Below are 15,865 nucleotides of genomic sequence, written 5' to 3'. Positions count from 1 at the left end.
CTCCGTTGTGGCGGCCGCGGGAGCGCTGGGCGGCCTCACCGGTGAGAAGAGCGACGCTCGAGCGGACACCAGCTGGCCGTCGGTGGCCACGACTACCGTGGTCGCCGGTGATACCAGTTGGCCGGTGATTCACACGGATGCTGTGAGGAGCTGACGTGACGACCCCGCCAGACGACCGCTCCTTCCGTCGCGAGATGGCCACCGCCTACCGCTCCGGCTGGCACTTCATCGACCTGGTCACCGCCATCCCCCACAGCGGTGACTCGCTGATGGTGCCCGTGTTCGGCGAGCCGGTCGTCGTCACGCGGGACGAGGACGGGGACGTGCGGGCGTACCGGTGTCTGCGCAAGCCGCGTGGTGCGCCGCAGCCGGTTCGGTGCGCCATCCGATACGGAATGATCTTTGTGAACCTGGACCAGCGGGACCACCGGCTGTGCGAGCCGCCGGAGACCGACCTGAGGACCATCTCGGCCACCCCCCGCAGTGCCTGACGCGATTCCCCCGTCGTAACAGATCGCTCAGGTACTTCCCCCCGCAGCGGCGTCACCGTGACCTGAACACGGTGACGCCGCTGTAATTTCCGGGGATATGTTCCGGGTGTGGACGCGCCTCGGCGGTGGCCGGGGTCAGCCGTTCCTCAGCCGCGCCCCAGTGCCCGCTCGACCTCGATCTCGACGACCACCCGGGACGGGTTCGGGGCCGGCGTCCGCCCGTACCGCTCGGCGTACCGCCGCTCCGCCTCCCCGACCCGCTCCGGCTCGGTCCGCACGTGCGCGCGCCCCTCCAGCGTGGCCCAGCGCCGGCCGTCCACCTGGCACACCGCCACCCGCGCCCCGTCGGCCCCGGCGGCGCGCACGTGCGCCACCTTCGCGCTCGACCCGTTCGTGATCACCCGGGCCAGCCCCGCCCCGGGGTCGTACGTCACCCCGACCGGTACGACGTGCGGGCTGCCGTCCGGCCGCAGGGTCGTGAGCGTGCACAGATGCCGCTCCCGCCAGAAGGCGAGGTACGGCTCGTCGGGGGAAGCCGGGTCTACGGAGTACGGGGCCATGCGGGAAACCTAGCCGACGCGGGTACACCTCTTGCCTTGAGTGGAATAGACTCAACTTTGTGTACGCTGGTTGAGGCAGGACCGCCGGACTGGGAGAGGCGGCCGTCGGGACGACGCCGAGGAGGAGAACGGACACGTGGACGCCGAGCTGACCAACAGGAGCCGGGACGCGATCAACGCGGCGAGCAACCGCGCCGTGACCGAGGGACACCCGGATCTCACCCCTGCCCACCTGCTGCTGGCTCTGCTCCAGGGGCAGGAGAACGAGAACATCACCGACCTGCTCGCGGCCGTCGAGGCCGACCAGGCCGCCGTACGCTCCGGCGCGGAGCGCATCCTCGCCGGCCTGCCCAGTGTGACGGGGTCCACCGTCGCCCCGCCGCAGCCCAACCGTGAGCTGCTGGCCGCGATCGCCGACGCCGGCGAACGCGCCCGGGCGCTCGGCGACGAGTACCTGTCCACCGAGCACCTGCTCCTGGGCATCGCCGCGCAGGGCGGGGCGGCCGGGGACGTGCTCAGGCAGCAGGGCGCCGACGCCAGGAAACTGCAAGAGGCCTTCCAGAAGGCCAGGGGAGGACGCCGCGTGACCACCGCCGACCCGGAGGGCCAGTACAAGGCCCTGGAGAAGTTCGGCACCGACTTCACCGCCGCAGCCCGGGAGGGCCGGCTGGATCCGGTCATCGGACGGGACCAGGAGATCCGGCGGGTCGTGCAGGTGCTCAGCCGCAGGACCAAGAACAACCCCGTGCTCATCGGTGAGCCCGGCGTCGGCAAGACCGCCGTGGTCGAGGGGCTCGCCCAGCGGATCGTGAAGGGCGACGTGCCCGAGTCGCTGAAGGACAAGCGGCTGGTCGCGCTGGACCTCGGCGCGATGGTCGCCGGCGCCAAGTACCGCGGCGAGTTCGAGGAGCGGCTCAAGGCCGTCCTCGCCGAGATCAAGGACTCCGACGGGCAGGTCATCACCTTCATCGACGAGCTGCACACCGTCGTCGGCGCCGGCGCCGGCGGGGACTCGGCCATGGACGCGGGCAACATGCTCAAGCCCATGCTGGCCCGCGGCGAGCTGCGGATGGTGGGCGCCACCACCCTGGACGAGTACCGGGAGCGGATCGAGAAGGATCCCGCACTGGAACGGCGTTTCCAGCAGGTGCTGGTCGCCGAGCCGAGCGTCGAGGACACCATCGCGATCCTGCGCGGCCTCAAGGGCCGGTACGAGGCCCACCACAAGGTGCAGATCGCGGACAGCGCGCTGGTGGCCGCCGCCACCCTCTCCGACCGGTACATCACCTCCCGCTTCCTGCCGGACAAGGCCATCGACCTGGTGGACGAGGCCGCCTCCCGGCTGCGCATGGAGATCGACTCCTCGCCCGTCGAGATCGACGAACTCCAGCGCGCCGTCGACCGGCTGAAGATGGAGGAGCTGGCGATCGCCAAGGAGACCGACCCGGCCTCCGTCGCCCGCCTGGAGAAGCTGCGCCGCGACCTCGCCGACAAGGAGGAGGAGCTGCGCGGCCTCACCGCCCGCTGGGAGAAGGAGAAGCAGTCCCTCAACCGGGTCGGTGAGCTGAAGGAACGCCTCGACGACGTGCGCGGGCAGGCCGAACGCGCCCAGCGCGACGGCGACTTCGACACCGCCGCCAAGCTGCTCTACGGCGAGATCCCGCAGCTGGAGAAGGAGCTTGAGGCCGCCTCCCAGGCCGAGGAGGAGGTCGCCCGGGACACCATGGTCAAGGAGGAGGTCGGCTCCGACGACATCGCCGACGTCGTCGCCGCCTGGACCGGCATCCCGGCCGGCCGCCTGCTGGAGGGCGAGACGCAGAAGCTGCTGCGCATGGAGGAGGAGCTGGGCAGGCGGCTCATCGGCCAGAACGAGGCCGTACGCGCCGTGAGCGACGCCGTACGGCGCTCGCGGGCCGGCATCGCCGACCCCGACCGGCCCACCGGGTCCTTCCTCTTCCTCGGCCCGACCGGTGTCGGCAAGACCGAACTCGCCAAGGCCCTCGCGGACTTCCTCTTCGACGACGAGCGGGCCATGGTCCGCATCGACATGTCGGAGTACGGCGAGAAGCACAGCGTGGCCCGGCTCGTCGGCGCGCCTCCCGGATACGTCGGCTACGAGGAGGGCGGCCAGCTCACCGAGGCGGTCCGGCGCCGCCCGTACAGCGTCGTCCTGCTGGACGAGGTGGAGAAGGCCCACCCCGAGGTCTTCGACGTCCTGCTCCAGGTGCTGGACGACGGGCGCCTGACCGACGGTCAGGGCCGCACGGTCGACTTCCGCAACACCATCCTGGTGCTCACCTCCAACCTGGGCAGCCAGTTCCTGGTCGACCCGCTGCGCAGCGAGACGGAGAAGAAGGAGCAGGTGCTGGAGGTCGTCCGGTCCTCCTTCAAGCCGGAGTTCCTCAACCGGCTCGACGACCTGGTGGTCTTCTCGGCGCTGACCAAGCCCGAGCTGGAGCGGATCGCCCGGTTGCAGATCGAGCGGCTGGCCAAGCGGCTCGCCGAACGCCGGCTCACGCTGGAGATCACCCCGGCGGCGCTGGCCTGGCTGGCGGAGGAGGGCCTGGACCCGGCGTACGGCGCCCGCCCGCTGCGCCGCCTGGTGCAGACCGCCATCGGCGACCGGCTCGCCAAGGAGATCCTGTCCGGCGAGGTCAAGGACGGCGACACGGTCCGCGTGGACCGCTTCGAGGACGGCCTGCTGGTCGGCCCCGCCACGGGCAAGACCCTGTAGGGCACGCTCACGGTCCCCTCCCCGGCCCGCCGGGGAGGGGACCTCCGCGTTTCGGCCGGCGGCTGGGGTGCACTCGGACGGACGTACGGGCGCACCCCCGCGTCACCGTCCACGGCACCCCCTGCCGGATCATGTCCGCCACGGGCTGACAGGCCCCGTCAGGGCTTGCCACCCCCCTCCCCGCATGGGGGAGGATGGCGGCATCCGCATGAAGGGAAAAACACGGTGAGCATCGACCCGTCCTCGATTCCTAATTTCGGGGGCCAGCCCGAACCGCAGCCCCAAGGACCGGCGGGCCCCGTCCTCCCGGATCAGGACCTGGTGAAGCAGCTCCTCGAGCAGATGGAGCTGAAGTACGTCGTCGACGAGGAGGGTGACCTCGCGGCGCCGTGGGAGCAGTTCCGCACCTACTTCATGTTCCGCGGAGAGGCCGAACAGGCGATCTTCTCGGTGCGGACGTTCTACGACCGCCCGCACCCGATCGACGACAAGCCGCAGCTCCTGGAGTCCATCGACGACTGGAACCGCCGCACCCTGTGGCCCAAGGTGTACACCCACACCCATGACGACGGCACCGTCCGCCTGATCGGCGAGGCCCAGATGCTGATCGGCACGGGCGTCGACATCAACCACTTCGTCTCCTCCACGGTCAGCTGGGTGCGGGCCGCGATCGAGTTCGACAAGTGGCTGGTCGAGCAGCTCGGCCTGGAGCAGGAGGTCGACGAGGCGGAGAAGCCCGAGGACGACGGGGAGTAACCCGGTCCGTGAGGTCCGGGGGCTGCGGCCCCCGGACGCGCTCACATGGCCCGCAGCCGCTCCGCCGCGTCCCACGCTCGGCCGGCGGGGCCGTCAGCGCGCGAAGGCCTTGCGGAGCCGTTCCGTCGCGTCCGCCAGTACCTCGATGTGCTTGCAGAACGCGAACCGGACGTAGGGTGCCCCCCTCTCCTTGTGGTCGTAGAAGACCGCGTTCGGGATGGCGACGACACCCGCGCGCTCGGGCAGGGCGCGGCAGAAGGCGAACCCGTCCTTCTCGCCGACGGAGCGGATGTCGGCCGTGACGAAGTAGGTGCCGGCGGGCCGGAACACCTCGAAGCCCGCCGTCGCCAGCCCCTCCGCCAGGACGTCCCGGCGGGCCAGCATGCTCCGGCGGTACTCCTCGAAGTAGGAGTCGGGCAGGGCGAGGGCCTCCGCGACCGCGTACTGGAAGGGCCCCGAGGCGACGTACGTCAGGTACTGCTTCACCGCGCGGACCGCGCCGACCAGCTCCGGCGATCCCGTCACCCAGCCGACCTTCCAGCCGGTGAACGAGAACGTCTTGCCGGCCGAGCCGATGCTCACCGTGCGCTCGCGCATGCCCGGGAACCCGGCGAGCGGCAGGTGCTCGGCGCCGTCGAAGACCAGGTGCTCGTACACCTCGTCGGTCACCACCAGCAGATCCCGCTCCACCGCGAGCTCGGCGACCGCGGCGAGTTCCGCGCGGCTGAGGACCGTCCCGGTCGGGTTGTGCGGGGTGTTGAGCAGCAGCAGCCGGGTGCGTCCGGTGACGGCCGCGCGCAGCTCGTCCAGGTCCAGCCGGAAGCGCCCCCCGTGCGGCCTCAGCGTCACCGGCACCCGCGTGCCGCCGGCCATGGCGATGCTCGCCGCGTACGAGTCGTAGTACGGCTCCAGGGCCACGACCTCGTCCCCGGGCTCCACCAGCGCCAGCAGCGCCGCCGCGATCGCCTCCGTCGCGCCCGCCGTGACCAGCACCTCGGTGGAGGGGTCCCAGGACAGGCCGTACCGGTGCTGCTGGTGCGCGGCGATCGCGGAGCGCAGTTCGGGGACGCCGGGACCCGGCGGGTACTGGTTGCCGCGCCCGTCGCGCAGCGCCCGCACGGCGGCCTCCCGGATCTCCTCGGGCCCGTCCGTGTCCGGGAAACCCTGGCCCAGGTTGATCGCCCCGCTCGCCACGGCGAGCGCCGACATCTCGGCGAAGATCGTCGTCCCGAACGCGGCGAGCCGGCGGTTGAGGTGAGGACGTGCGCTGGAGGTCATACCGGCTATCCTCCGCCCAAGCTCTGGAGTTGCTCAACTGTGCTTTGGGCGGGGACCGGGGTGGGCATCTCCCGGTCACCGCGTCGGACGCGGTGACGGCGAGGCGCCCACGGGGGGTCGCTTCGGGGGAACGGAAGGCGGGGGACGCCATGATCATCGGCATCATCCTGGTGGTGGGGGCGGTATTGATGTGCGCGCGGGCTGCGGGCCGCAACCGCCGGAACCGGAAGGCCGGTCTGTCGCTCGGCAGCGGCGGCGGGCGCGGCCGGGCGTTCCGCTCGTCGTCGGCGTCGTCATCGTCGTCCGACGGTGGCAGCAGCTGGTGGGCCGGTGGCCTGGGCGCGTCGTCCGGAGACGGTGGGCACGGTGGGCACGGTGGGCACCACGGAGGTCACTCCTGCGGCGGCGGCCACTCCTCCTGCGGCGGGGGTTCGTCGTGCGGCGGGGGCTCGTCGTGCGGCGGCGGGGGCGGATGCGGGGGAGGCGGCTGACACGGGGCGGCCCGGCTCCCGTGGAGCCGGGGCAGCCGCATCCGACGCCCGCCGGAAACGAACATCCGGCGGGCGTGCGCCCGTTCCCCTCCGCGCCCGTCGTGCGCGGTGGTTGAACAATTGAGCTGTAGAGCCCCCTGAGGGATGGAAACCCGGCGTACTTGGGTAAAAACGCTGTGGCGTCACCACAGTTCGTGGTTCCCTCTCAACGCCGACGCAGCCCCTCGGGCGTCCCCCTGGCCCCCTTGCGGCCGGGCCGACCGGACTGACAGGCCGATCTCCCTCCTCCTTGAGCGTTAGCGGAGCCGACCCATGCTCACGACCCTGAACACCTCCTACACCGATACCCGGGCTGCCGACCTCGCCTGGGCCCTGGGACGCGAACCGCTGCCCGCCCTCGCCACCCTCGACCTCGAACTCACCGGCGCGAAGATCCAGTTACGGCTGCTCGGCGCGTCCCACCAGATCCTCCTGGAGGAGGAGCGGAGCAGCTGCTCGGAGACCGTGGCCTGCATCCCCGGCTCCAGCACCCCGCTGCCGGTGGGCGTCGCCAAACGCGTCGGCGACTGGGAGTACGAGTTCGCCGCCCGCGTCGAGGTCCTCCCGCCCGGCTCCTTCGAGGGCCGCGCCCAGGAACTGCTGGCGCTCGTCTCCGAGCATCCGCACGGCCTGGCCGGCGTCTTCCCCGGCAGCCCGCACGCCTTCACCGCGATGCTCGTCCAGCGGCAGGGGGGCCAGGTGCACTGGCGCACCTGGCACGCCTACCCGCAGGACGGGCAGCTGGTGGCCACCCGGACCCGGGTCGGCGCCCGGACGACGGCGGGGCAGCCGAGCCGGGGCCGGTCCCGGGCGGCATAAACCTCGGGACGCGACAACCACCGTCAGCTTCACACGTGTGGGTGACGAAGCGTGCCCACTGCGTGACATACCGTCGCAACGTGATCGAAACGCACACCCCCGCGCCCCCGTGCACCCCGCCCTCCTCGGCGGCCCCCGCGCGGTTGCCCGTCCGGCCCGGCACCGGGCGGTTCCTGGTCCTCGCGTGCGTGTTCGTCTGCGCGGCCTGCGGGCTGGTGTACGAGCTGGAACTCGTCGCGTTCGCCTCGTACCTGATGGGCGACTCGGTCACCCAGGCCTCCGTCGTGCTGTCCGTGATGGTGTTCGCCATGGGCATCGGCTCCCTGGGCGCCAAACGCCTGCGCCGCCACGCGGCCGCCGGGTTCGGCGCGGTGGAGGCGGCCCTCGCCCTGGTCGGTGGGGGCAGCGCCATGGCGCTGTACGCCGTGTTCGCCTGGACCGGCGGCTGGGGCGGCATGTGGGCCGGCGGCCCGCGCTGCCTGCTGGTCGCCTTCTCCCTCGCCATCGGTCTGCTCATCGGCGCCGAGGTCCCCCTGCTGATGGAGCTGATCCAGCGCGTCCGCCGGCAGGACGCGGGCGCCACGGTGGCCGACCTGTTCGCCGCGGACTACGTCGGTGCCCTCGTCGGCGGCCTGGCCTTCCCCTTCCTGCTCCTGCCGTACCTGGGCCAGCTGACCGGCGCGCTGCTCACCGGCACGGTCAACACGGTCGCGGGCGGCGCCCTCGTCCTCGGCCTCTTCCGCCGCGACCTCACCCGCCGCGCCCGCTGGACCCTCCTCGTCACGGGCCTCCTCGTCCTCGGGATCCTCGCCGCCGCCGCCGCCCTCGCCGGCGACTTCGAGCGGGCCGCCCGCCGCGCCGTGTACGGCACGGACCTCCGGGTGGCCGTGCGGACCGGTGTCCAGGAGGTCGTCCTCACCGGCGGCACCGGCGGCAGGCCCCTCGGCCTCTACCTCGACGGCCGGCTCCGGGCCGGCGGCCGGGACGCGCCCCGCTACCACCGGGCCCTGGTCCGACCCGCCCTCGCCGGCCCCCACGCGCGCGTCCTGATCCTGGGCGGCGGCGACGGCCTGGCCGCCCGCGAGGTCCTGCGCCGGAGCGGGGTGCGCCGCGTCGACATCGTCGAACTCGACCCCGGCCTGGTGGACCTCGCCCGCCGCGACCCCGGCCTGTCCGCCGCCAACGGGCACGCCCTCGCCGACCCGCGCGTCCACGTCACCACGGCCGACGCGCTCACCTGGCTGCGGGGGGCGCGCGGACCGGCGTACGACGTCGTGATCGCCGACCTGCCCGACCCCGGCGTCACCGCCGGCACGAAGCTCTACTCCCAGGAGTTCTACGGCCTGGCCCGCCGGGTGCTGGCCGCGGACGGCCGGCTGGCGGTGCACGCCGGGTCCGTCACCAGCCGCCCCCGCGCCTTCTGGACCGTAGCCGCGACACTCCGCGCGGCCGGCTTCGCCGTCTCGCCCTACCGGGTCCTCGGCGGCGACTCCGGTTCCGCGGCCGGATCCGGCGGGCCGGCGGGTACCGCCGCCGCCCCGCGCGACTGGGGTCTCCTCCTGGCGGCGCCGGGCCGCACCCCGCCACCCCTGCGCCCGGCCCCCGGCCACCCCGCCGGCCCGGCCCGGGCGGCGCTCGCCTCGGACGCCGAGGCGGCGGCACGTACCCGCATCGGGGGCCTGCGGGCCTCGACCCTGCTCCATCCACGGTACTGAGGCCCGGGCGGGCGGACGGGTTCCGGGAGCGGGGGGTGATGCCTGGGGCGGAGCCGGGTGCGTTCTCGCGGGGACTGGGTAGGCTCACCGGACATGGAGCACCAGGTCTTCGTCCCGGTTTCCGCCGAACGGCTCAGGGCGGCGCTGGCCGACCCCGCGCGCGTCGCCCGGTCGGTTCCCGGTCTGCAGCAGGATGCCGGTGCCGAACCGATCGCCGGCCGGCTGAAGCTGCGCGTCGGCGGACACTCCGTCACCTACCGGGGCGCGCTGCGGGTGACGGCCCGGGCGGACGGCACGTACGCGGTCGACGGTGACGCGGGCGAGGCCCGCGGCGACGGATCGGTCAGGTTCGCCCTGACGCTGCGCCTCGCGGACGGCGACGGCGGCTGCACGGTCACCGTGCGGGGCACGGCGGCCGCGGACGGCCGCATCACGGAACTGCCGGCCCAGGCGGTGGCCTCGGCGGCGGCACGGCTGCTGGACCGCTTCGTGGCCGCGCTGGCGGCGGACGGGGTCCAGGACCCGGAGCCCGGCGCGGTGTCCGAGGCCGAGGTGTCCGTGTCGTCGCCGGAGCCCGGGACCGACGAGGAACCCGGCGGTGACGACGCGTGTCCCGACCGCCTCACCGACGCCTTCACCGACACAGGTGAGCCGCCGGCCGAGGCCGCGCACGCCCGCCGGACGATGATCGGCCGCAGCGCCGAGGAGGTCGATCACGCCCCGCCGCGCGGCCGCTACGCCCCCGTACCGGCCCCCCAGACGATCGCCGGCAACCCCGCCCTGCGCTGGGCGGCCCCCGCGGCGGCGCTGGCCCTCGCCTCGGCGGTCGTACTGACCCGCGCCCTGCGCAAACGCCGCTGACGCGCGCGGTGCGCGAGCGCCGTCCACCCGCGTGTGCGCGAGCGCTGCCGACCCGCGCCCCGCACCAGCGCCGCCGACCGTCCCCCTGCGCGCGCTGCCGAGTCGTGCCCTGCGCGAGTGCCGCCGGCCCGCGCGGCCACCGCCGGGTCGCTTGCGCCATGCCCTCTTGATCGCCCCAGTAGGGTCGGTTCCGTGAGCGACGAAGACATCACGCTGACCGCGGGCGACGCGGAAGTGACCGTGAGGCCCGGCAACGGCGGCCGGATCGGCGGACTCCGGATCGGCGGTGCGGAGCTGCTGCGGCAGGGTGACCGCTACGGCTGCTTCCCGATGGTGCCCTGGTGCGGCCGGATCGGACAGGGCCGGTTCCTGGACGGCGCCACCGTCCGCCAGATGCCGCTCAACGCCCCGCCGCACGCCATCCACGGCACCGCGCGCGACGGCGCCTGGCGCACCGCGCGGGTCACGGAGAACGAGGCGGTGATCACGTACGACCTGACGGACCCCTGGCCGCACACCGGCCGCGTCACCCAGGTTGTCGCGCTCGCCGAGGACGCCCTGACGCTGGCGATGTCCGTGGAGACGTACGACGACTCCTTCCCGGCGCAGATCGGCTGGCACCCGTGGTTCCACCGCAACCTCGGCGGCGAGGACGTGCGGCTGGACTTCACGCCCGCCTGGCAGGAGGAGCGCGGCGCCGACCACCTGCCCACCGGCCACCGTGTCGATCCGAAGCCCGGCCCCTGGGACGACTGCTTCGGCATGCCGGACGGCGTCGATGTCACCCTCACCTGGCCCGGGCAGCTGGAGCTGACGGTGACCAGCCGCCAGGAGTGGGTGGTGGTCTACGACGAGCAGGCCGAGGCCGTCTGCGTGGAGCCGCAGACCGGCCCGCCCGACGGCCTGAACACCCACCCGCGCCTGGTCACCCCGCTGGAGCCGCTGGAGGCGACGACCACCTGGAGCTGGCGGCGGCTTTAAGCTGGCTGCCATGACGGACGTACGTGGCGCGCTGCTTCAGCAGATCAAGGACAAGGCCGTGGTGCACGGCAAGGTGACGCTCTCCTCGGGTCTGGAGGCCGACTACTACGTCGACCTCCGCCGCGTCACCCTCGACGGCGAGGCCGCCCCGCTGGTCGGCCAGGTGCTGCTGGACCTGACCGCGGACCTGGAGTTCGACGCGGTCGGCGGGCTCACCATGGGCGCCGACCCGGTCGCCGCCGCCATGCTGCACGCCGCCGCCGCGCGCGGGCGTCGGCTGGACGCGTTCGTCGTCCGCAAGGCGGCCAAGGCGCACGGCCTGCAGCGGCGCGTGGAGGGCCCGGACATCGCGGGCCGCCGCGTGCTCGTCGTCGAGGACACCTCCACCACCGGCGGCTCCCCGCTGACCGCCGTGGAGGCGGTGCGCGAGGCCGGTGCCGAGGTCGTCGCCGTCGCGACCATCGTGGACCGGGCGACCGGCGCCGCCGAGAAGATCCAGGACGGTGCGGGCGTTCCGTACCGTTTCGCCTTCTCGAAGGATGAACTGGGTCTGGACTGACGGACGGGTATGACCTGGACTTGGCCGGGGTGCCCACCATCGCACCGGCCGGCGCGGCGTGTCTGGAAAGATGGGGCCGACGATGACGTCGCACCCCAGGTCTAGGTCAGGGCCGTAACGCAGAATCCACCCGCAACACAAGGAGCGGACAGATGCCCATCGCAACCCCCGAGGTCTACAACGAGATGCTCGACCGGGCGAAGGCAGGCAAGTTCGCCTACCCGGCCATCAACGTCACCTCGAGCCAGACCCTGAACGCGGCGCTGCGCGGTTTCGCGGAGGCGGAGAGCGACGGCATCGTCCAGATCTCGACCGGTGGTGCCGAGTTCCTCGGCGGCCAGTACAGCAAGGACATGGTGACCGGCGCGGTCGCGCTCGCCGAGTACGCCCACATCCTCGCCGAGAAGTACCCGGTCAACATCGCCCTGCACACGGACCACTGCCCGAAGGACAAGCTGGACGGGTACGTACGCCCGCTCATCGCGCTGTCGAAGAAGCGCGTGGACGCCGGCCTCGGCCCGCTGTTCCAGTCGCACATGTGGGACGGTTCGGCCGAGACCCTCGCCGACAACCTGGAGATCGCGCAGGAGCTGCTGGAGCAGGCCCGCGCCGCGCACATCATCCTCGAGGTGGAGATCACCCCGACCGGCGGCGAGGAGGACGGCGTCTCGCACGAGATCAACGACTCCCTCTACACCACGGTCGACGACGCGGTCCGCACCGCCGAGGCCCTGGGCCTGGGTGAGAAGGGCCGCTACCTGCTGGCCGCCTCCTTCGGCAACGTGCACGGCGTGTACAAGCCGGGCAACGTCGTCCTCCGCCCGGAGCTGCTCAAGGAGCTGAACGAGGGCGTCGCCGCCCGGTTCGGCAAGGCGTCCCCGTTCGACTTCGTCTTCCACGGCGGCTCCGGCTCCACCGAGCAGGAGATCCAGACCGCGCTGGAGAACGGCGTCGTGAAGATGAACCTCGACACGGACACCCAGTACGCCTTCACCCGTCCGGTCGCCGACCACATGTTCCGCAACTACGACGGCGTCCTGAAGGTCGACGGCGAGGTCGGCGACAAGAAGGCCTACGACCCGCGCACCTGGGGCAAGCTGGCCGAGGCGAGCATGGCCGCGCGCGTCCTGGCGGCCACGCAGCACCTGCGCTCCGCGGGCAACAAGATCAAGTAAGCGGGCAACCCCCCGGCGGGCCCGGCAGCCGTCCCGGCGCCGGGCCTTCCACCTGTCCGGGCCCGGCACGGACGGCAGGCCGGCCGCCCGGGTCCGGGCCGGTCCGGCCGGCGTCCAGCCTCGGCGACGACCGCTCCGGGTCGCGGCGAGGACCGCTTCCCCGCCGTGGCGACTACCGCTTCAGCTCGGCGTACGCCTCGGCGCTGCTGTCCTGGAGGAACTGCCAGCACCGCTCCGTCTCGTCCTTCTCGCCGATCGCGCCGGCGGCACGGGCGAGCGCGGCGAGGCAGCGCAGGAACCCGCGGTTGGCCCGGTGGTCCCAGGGGATGGGGCCATGTCCTTTCCAGCCGGCCCGGCGCAGGGCGTCCAGACCGCGGTGGTAGCCGGTGCGCGCGTAGGCGTACGACTCGATCACTCGCCCCGCCTCGAAGGCGTCGTCGGCGAGCACGGCCCAGGCGAGCGCGAACGTGGGGTGCTTCGCCGCGACCTCGGCCGGCGGCAGAGAGTCGTCGCTCAGCAGGCGGTACGCCTCTTCGTTCTCCGGCAGGAACGTCGGTTCGGGGCCGCCGAGCAGGTTCTTGTGAGTCGTCATGAATGCAGTCTGCCACTTGCGAACAGGTCCTCAGGATGCCCGTGAGGGGTCTCGGCCGGGGCCCCGGCCGACGGGGGAGCGGCGGGTGTGCGACCGATGGCGATGGCCGCCCGCTGCCCTGTACCGCCCGGGAGGCCAGGCGCCTGAACCGGCCGATCCGAGGGGCAAGGCGCCGGCGCGCATCCTCGGCCGGCGGATCCGCGTCCCGAATGACAGGAACACCCTTCGGGAACGGAGGCCTCGATCATGTCCGCGCCGCACCTTCCGCCGCGGTCACCGCAGGCTTCGGCTCTGAAGCGATTCCTCACCGCGGAGCCGGAGGAGTGGCCCCGCCTCGCCCCGCGCGTGGTGGAGGAGGCCGGCGTGGACACCCTGGAGCGGATCGTCCGCGCCACGATGGCCCGCGTCGGGACAGCCGTCACTGTGCTGGACGGCCCCGAGGGGCCGGGCGGCTGCACCGCGGGCGGGTGATCCGCTCCTGATACGGCCCACCTCCGCCGACACGCCGTGACGCGACCTCCTCGCCGGGACGGACGCCTCGCCCACGGCGGTCAGGCCGCTGGGCCGACCTGGGACGCGGTGACCGGTGTGGTCCGTCCGGCAGCGGGCGGGCCTTGCCGTTTCCGGAGGGAATGCGGAGGATGCGGTGTGGGGACCGGGGCCCCCGTGCCGGCATCGGCAGGGGCGGACCGCTACCCGGAGTAACACAGGAGACAGCGATGTCCCACCAGGCTCACCTCCCTGCCGAGGCCACTGAGCCCGAGACCCCGCATCTCGACTTCGCCGGTACGACGCCGTACGAGGACTACGTCAAGGCGGACGTGCTCACCCATCTCCAGCACACCCTCTCCGACGACCCCGGAGAGATGGTCTTCCTGGTCACCACCCAGGTCATGGAGCTGTGGTTCACGGTCCTCGTGCACGAGTGGGAGACCGCCGCGAAGGCGCTCCGCTCGGACGACGTGCCCACCGCGATCGCCGCGCTGAAGCGTTCCGTGCGCGAACTGGAGGCCCTCAACGCCTCCTGGAAGCCGCTCGGACAGCTGACCCCCGCGCAGTTCAACAGCTACCGCAGCGCGCTCGGCGAGGGCTCCGGCTTCCAGTCGGCGATGTACCGGCGCCTGGAGTTCCTGCTCGGCGACAAGTCGGCGTCCATGCTCGTCCCGCACCGCGGCGCCCCGCGCGTCCACGCGGAGCTGGAGAAGGCCCTGCACGAGCCGAGCCTGTACGACGAGGTCGTACGGCTCCTCGCGCGCCGCGGCCACGCGATCCCCGACCCGGTGCTGCGCCGCGACGTCACGCAGCGGTACGAGCCGTCGGAGGCCGTGGAGGCCGCCTGGGCCGCCGTCTACGCGGACGACGAGAGCGACGAGATCGCCCGGCTGGGCGAGGCGCTGACGGACGTGGCCGAACTGGTGTGGCGCTGGCGCAACGACCACCTCGTCGCCACGCGGCGCGCGATGGGCGCCAAGGCCGGCACCGGCGGCTCGGCCGGCGTGGCCTGGCTGGAGAAGCGCGCCCGCAAGAACGTCTTCCCCGAGCTGTGGACGGCGAGGTCCCATGTCTGAGCTGCGCCTGCTCGCGGAGAAGCTGGACGCGGCGGACGAACTGGCACCGCTGCGCGACCGCTTCGTCCTCGACGACGTGATCTACCTGGACGGGAACTCGCTCGGCGCCCTGCCCGCGCACGTGCCGGGACGGGTCGAGGACGTCGTCCGCCGTCAGTGGGGCGAACTGCGCATCCGCTCCTGGGAGGAGAGCGGCTGGTGGACGGCGCCCGAGCGGATCGGCGACCGGATCGCCCCGCTGGTCGGCGCCGCCCCGGGCCAGATCGTCGTCGGGGACTCCACCAGCGTGAACGTCTTCAAGGCGCTCGTGGCGGCGGTCCGCATGGCCGGCGAGGACCGCACCGAGATCCTGGTCGACGCCACGACCTTCCCCACGGACGGCTACATCGCCGGGTCGGCCGCCCGCCTGACCGGCCGCACCCTGCGCGCGGTCACCCCGGCAGAGGTGCCGGGGCTCCTGGGCGGCCGTACGGCGGCGGTCCTGCTGAACCACGTCGACTACCGCACCGGCCGCCTGCACGACCTGCCCGGGCTCACCGCCGCGGTCCACGCGGCCGGCGCACTCGCGGTCTGGGACCTGTGCCACAGCGCGGGCGCGCTGCCGGTGGGCCTGGACGAGCACGGGGTCGACCTGGCGGTCGGCTGCACCTACAAGTACCTGAACGGAGGCCCGGGTTCACCGGCGTACCTGTATGTGCGCAGCGCGCTCCAGGACCGCTTCGACTCCCCGCTGCCCGGCTGGAACTCCCACGCCGACCCCTTCGGCATGAGCCCGGCCTACGCCCCGGCGCCGGGCGCCCCGCGCGGCCGGGTCGGCACGCCGGACATCCTCTCCATGCTGGCCCTGGAGGCCGCCCTGGAGATCTGGGACGGGGTGTCCCTCACCGCGGTCCGCGCGAAGTCCCTCGCCCTGACGGACTTCTTCCTGCGGTGCGTGGCCGAGTACACCGGCCCGGGGCGGACGGAGTCCGTGACGCCCGGACGCCACGAGGAGCGGGGCAGCCAGATCGCCCTGCGCTGCCCGGACGCCGGTGAGGTCATGAAACGCCTCGTCGAGCGCGGGGTCGTCGGCGACTTCCGGCACCCCGACGTGCTCCGGTTCGGGTTCACGCCGCTGTACGTGGGCTTCCGGGACACCGAGCGGGCCGCGCGGATCCTGGCGGAGGTGCTGGCCTAGGGGACGGGGCGGGGCGGGCCGGCGGGGGCGGGGGGACCTCGTTGCCGGCCGGCCCGACCCCGCCGCACC

General features: G+C 73.1%; 15 protein-coding genes. 12 read left to right on the top strand and 3 right to left on the bottom strand.

Translation table 11 applies throughout. The features are described from left to right. Positions 1-155 precede the first annotated feature (155 nt). A complete protein-coding gene (locus ACGFT1_RS09355; RefSeq protein WP_121787728.1) occupies positions 156-491 on the top strand; it encodes a hypothetical protein in 336 nt (111 codons plus the stop codon). A 146-nt stretch (positions 492-637) separates the two neighbouring features. Here ACGFT1_RS09355 and ACGFT1_RS09350 read toward each other — a convergent pair whose 3' ends face one another. After that, positions 638-1,051, bottom strand: coding sequence for a pyridoxamine 5'-phosphate oxidase family protein (locus ACGFT1_RS09350; RefSeq protein ID WP_373908428.1), 414 nt, complete (start codon positions 1,049-1,051; stop codon positions 638-640). 136 nt (positions 1,052-1,187) lie between these two features. Between ACGFT1_RS09350 and clpB the strand changes: the two genes are divergently transcribed. Next, positions 1,188-3,785 (top strand): ATP-dependent chaperone ClpB, encoded by a 2,598-nt coding sequence (gene clpB, locus ACGFT1_RS09345; RefSeq protein WP_373908427.1) that lies wholly within the window; start codon positions 1,188-1,190, stop codon positions 3,783-3,785. A gap of 225 nt (positions 3,786-4,010) precedes the next feature. Then, positions 4,011-4,541 (top strand): YbjN domain-containing protein, encoded by a 531-nt coding sequence (locus tag ACGFT1_RS09340; protein WP_373908426.1) that lies wholly within the window; start codon positions 4,011-4,013, stop codon positions 4,539-4,541. A 93-nt stretch (positions 4,542-4,634) separates the two neighbouring features. On the opposite strand, the gene ACGFT1_RS09335 is transcribed toward ACGFT1_RS09340, so the two are convergent. Then, a complete protein-coding gene (locus ACGFT1_RS09335) occupies positions 4,635-5,828 on the bottom strand; it encodes a pyridoxal phosphate-dependent aminotransferase (RefSeq protein WP_373908747.1) in 1,194 nt (397 codons plus the stop codon). Between the two features lie 794 nt (positions 5,829-6,622). On the opposite strand from ACGFT1_RS09335, the gene ACGFT1_RS09330 reads away from it, so the two are divergent. From ACGFT1_RS09330 to fbaA, 6 genes are all read left to right on the top strand, one after another. Then, entirely contained in the window at positions 6,623-7,168 is a 546-nt protein-coding gene (locus ACGFT1_RS09330) for a DUF2617 family protein (protein ID WP_373908425.1), read from the top strand. A gap of 80 nt (positions 7,169-7,248) precedes the next feature. Continuing rightward, positions 7,249-8,883 (top strand): polyamine aminopropyltransferase, encoded by a 1,635-nt coding sequence (locus ACGFT1_RS09325; RefSeq protein WP_373908424.1) that lies wholly within the window; start codon positions 7,249-7,251, stop codon positions 8,881-8,883. 93 nt (positions 8,884-8,976) lie between these two features. Continuing rightward, entirely contained in the window at positions 8,977-9,744 is a 768-nt protein-coding gene (locus ACGFT1_RS09320) for an SRPBCC family protein (RefSeq protein WP_373908423.1), read from the top strand. 192 nt (positions 9,745-9,936) lie between these two features. Beyond that, positions 9,937-10,725 (top strand): aldose 1-epimerase, encoded by a 789-nt coding sequence (locus ACGFT1_RS09315; protein ID WP_373908422.1) that lies wholly within the window; start codon positions 9,937-9,939, stop codon positions 10,723-10,725. Between the two features lie 10 nt (positions 10,726-10,735). After that, a complete protein-coding gene (pyrE, locus tag ACGFT1_RS09310) occupies positions 10,736-11,284 on the top strand; it encodes an orotate phosphoribosyltransferase (protein WP_373908421.1) in 549 nt (182 codons plus the stop codon). Between the two features lie 152 nt (positions 11,285-11,436). Next, complete coding sequence (fbaA, locus tag ACGFT1_RS09305; protein WP_373908420.1) at positions 11,437-12,459, top strand: class II fructose-bisphosphate aldolase; 1,023 nt, start codon at positions 11,437-11,439, stop codon at positions 12,457-12,459. Between the two features lie 172 nt (positions 12,460-12,631). Here the strand turns inward: fbaA and ACGFT1_RS09300 are convergent, their stop codons facing one another. Then, positions 12,632-13,051 (bottom strand): DUF3151 domain-containing protein, encoded by a 420-nt coding sequence (locus ACGFT1_RS09300; protein ID WP_373908419.1) that lies wholly within the window; start codon positions 13,049-13,051, stop codon positions 12,632-12,634. A gap of 246 nt (positions 13,052-13,297) precedes the next feature. On the opposite strand from ACGFT1_RS09300, the gene ACGFT1_RS09295 reads away from it, so the two are divergent. The 3 genes from ACGFT1_RS09295 to kynU all read left to right on the top strand — a co-directional run bounded on the left by ACGFT1_RS09295 (position 13,298) and on the right by kynU (position 15,796). Further along, positions 13,298-13,522, top strand: a complete 225-nt coding sequence (locus tag ACGFT1_RS09295) for a hypothetical protein (protein WP_373908418.1) — start codon at positions 13,298-13,300, stop codon at positions 13,520-13,522. Between the two features lie 248 nt (positions 13,523-13,770). Then, positions 13,771-14,619, top strand: a complete 849-nt coding sequence (locus ACGFT1_RS09290; protein ID WP_373908417.1) for a tryptophan 2,3-dioxygenase family protein — start codon at positions 13,771-13,773, stop codon at positions 14,617-14,619. Further along, complete coding sequence (gene kynU / locus ACGFT1_RS09285; RefSeq protein WP_373908416.1) at positions 14,612-15,796, top strand: kynureninase; 1,185 nt, start codon at positions 14,612-14,614, stop codon at positions 15,794-15,796. Before ACGFT1_RS09290 ends, kynU begins: the two co-directional genes overlap by 8 nt. Positions 15,797-15,865 lie beyond the last annotated feature (69 nt).

Source organism: Streptomyces sp. Y20, assembly GCF_043195475.1.
GTDB lineage: Bacteria > Actinomycetota > Actinomycetes > Streptomycetales > Streptomycetaceae > Streptomyces.
This window is presented reverse-complemented; position numbering and strand designations above follow the sequence as displayed.

Excerpts from the sequence above, each read along its gene's own strand:
- ACGFT1_RS09295 (WP_373908418.1), top strand. The coding sequence starts at position 13,298 with ATGTCCGCGCCGCACCTTCCGCCGCGGTCACCGCAGGCTTCGGCTCTG.
- ACGFT1_RS09330 (WP_373908425.1), top strand. The coding sequence starts at position 6,623 with ATGCTCACGACCCTGAACACCTCCTACACCGATACCCGGGCTGCCGAC.
- pyrE (WP_373908421.1), top strand. The coding sequence starts at position 10,736 with ATGACGGACGTACGTGGCGCGCTGCTTCAGCAGATCAAGGACAAGGCC.
- ACGFT1_RS09350 (WP_373908428.1), bottom strand. The coding sequence starts at position 1,051 with ATGGCCCCGTACTCCGTAGACCCGGCTTCCCCCGACGAGCCGTACCTC.
- ACGFT1_RS09320 (WP_373908423.1), top strand. The coding sequence starts at position 8,977 with ATGGAGCACCAGGTCTTCGTCCCGGTTTCCGCCGAACGGCTCAGGGCG.
- fbaA (WP_373908420.1), top strand. The coding sequence starts at position 11,437 with ATGCCCATCGCAACCCCCGAGGTCTACAACGAGATGCTCGACCGGGCG.
- kynU (WP_373908416.1), top strand. The coding sequence starts at position 14,612 with ATGTCTGAGCTGCGCCTGCTCGCGGAGAAGCTGGACGCGGCGGACGAA.
- ACGFT1_RS09290 (WP_373908417.1), top strand. The coding sequence starts at position 13,771 with ATGTCCCACCAGGCTCACCTCCCTGCCGAGGCCACTGAGCCCGAGACC.
- ACGFT1_RS09300 (WP_373908419.1), bottom strand. The coding sequence starts at position 13,051 with ATGACGACTCACAAGAACCTGCTCGGCGGCCCCGAACCGACGTTCCTG.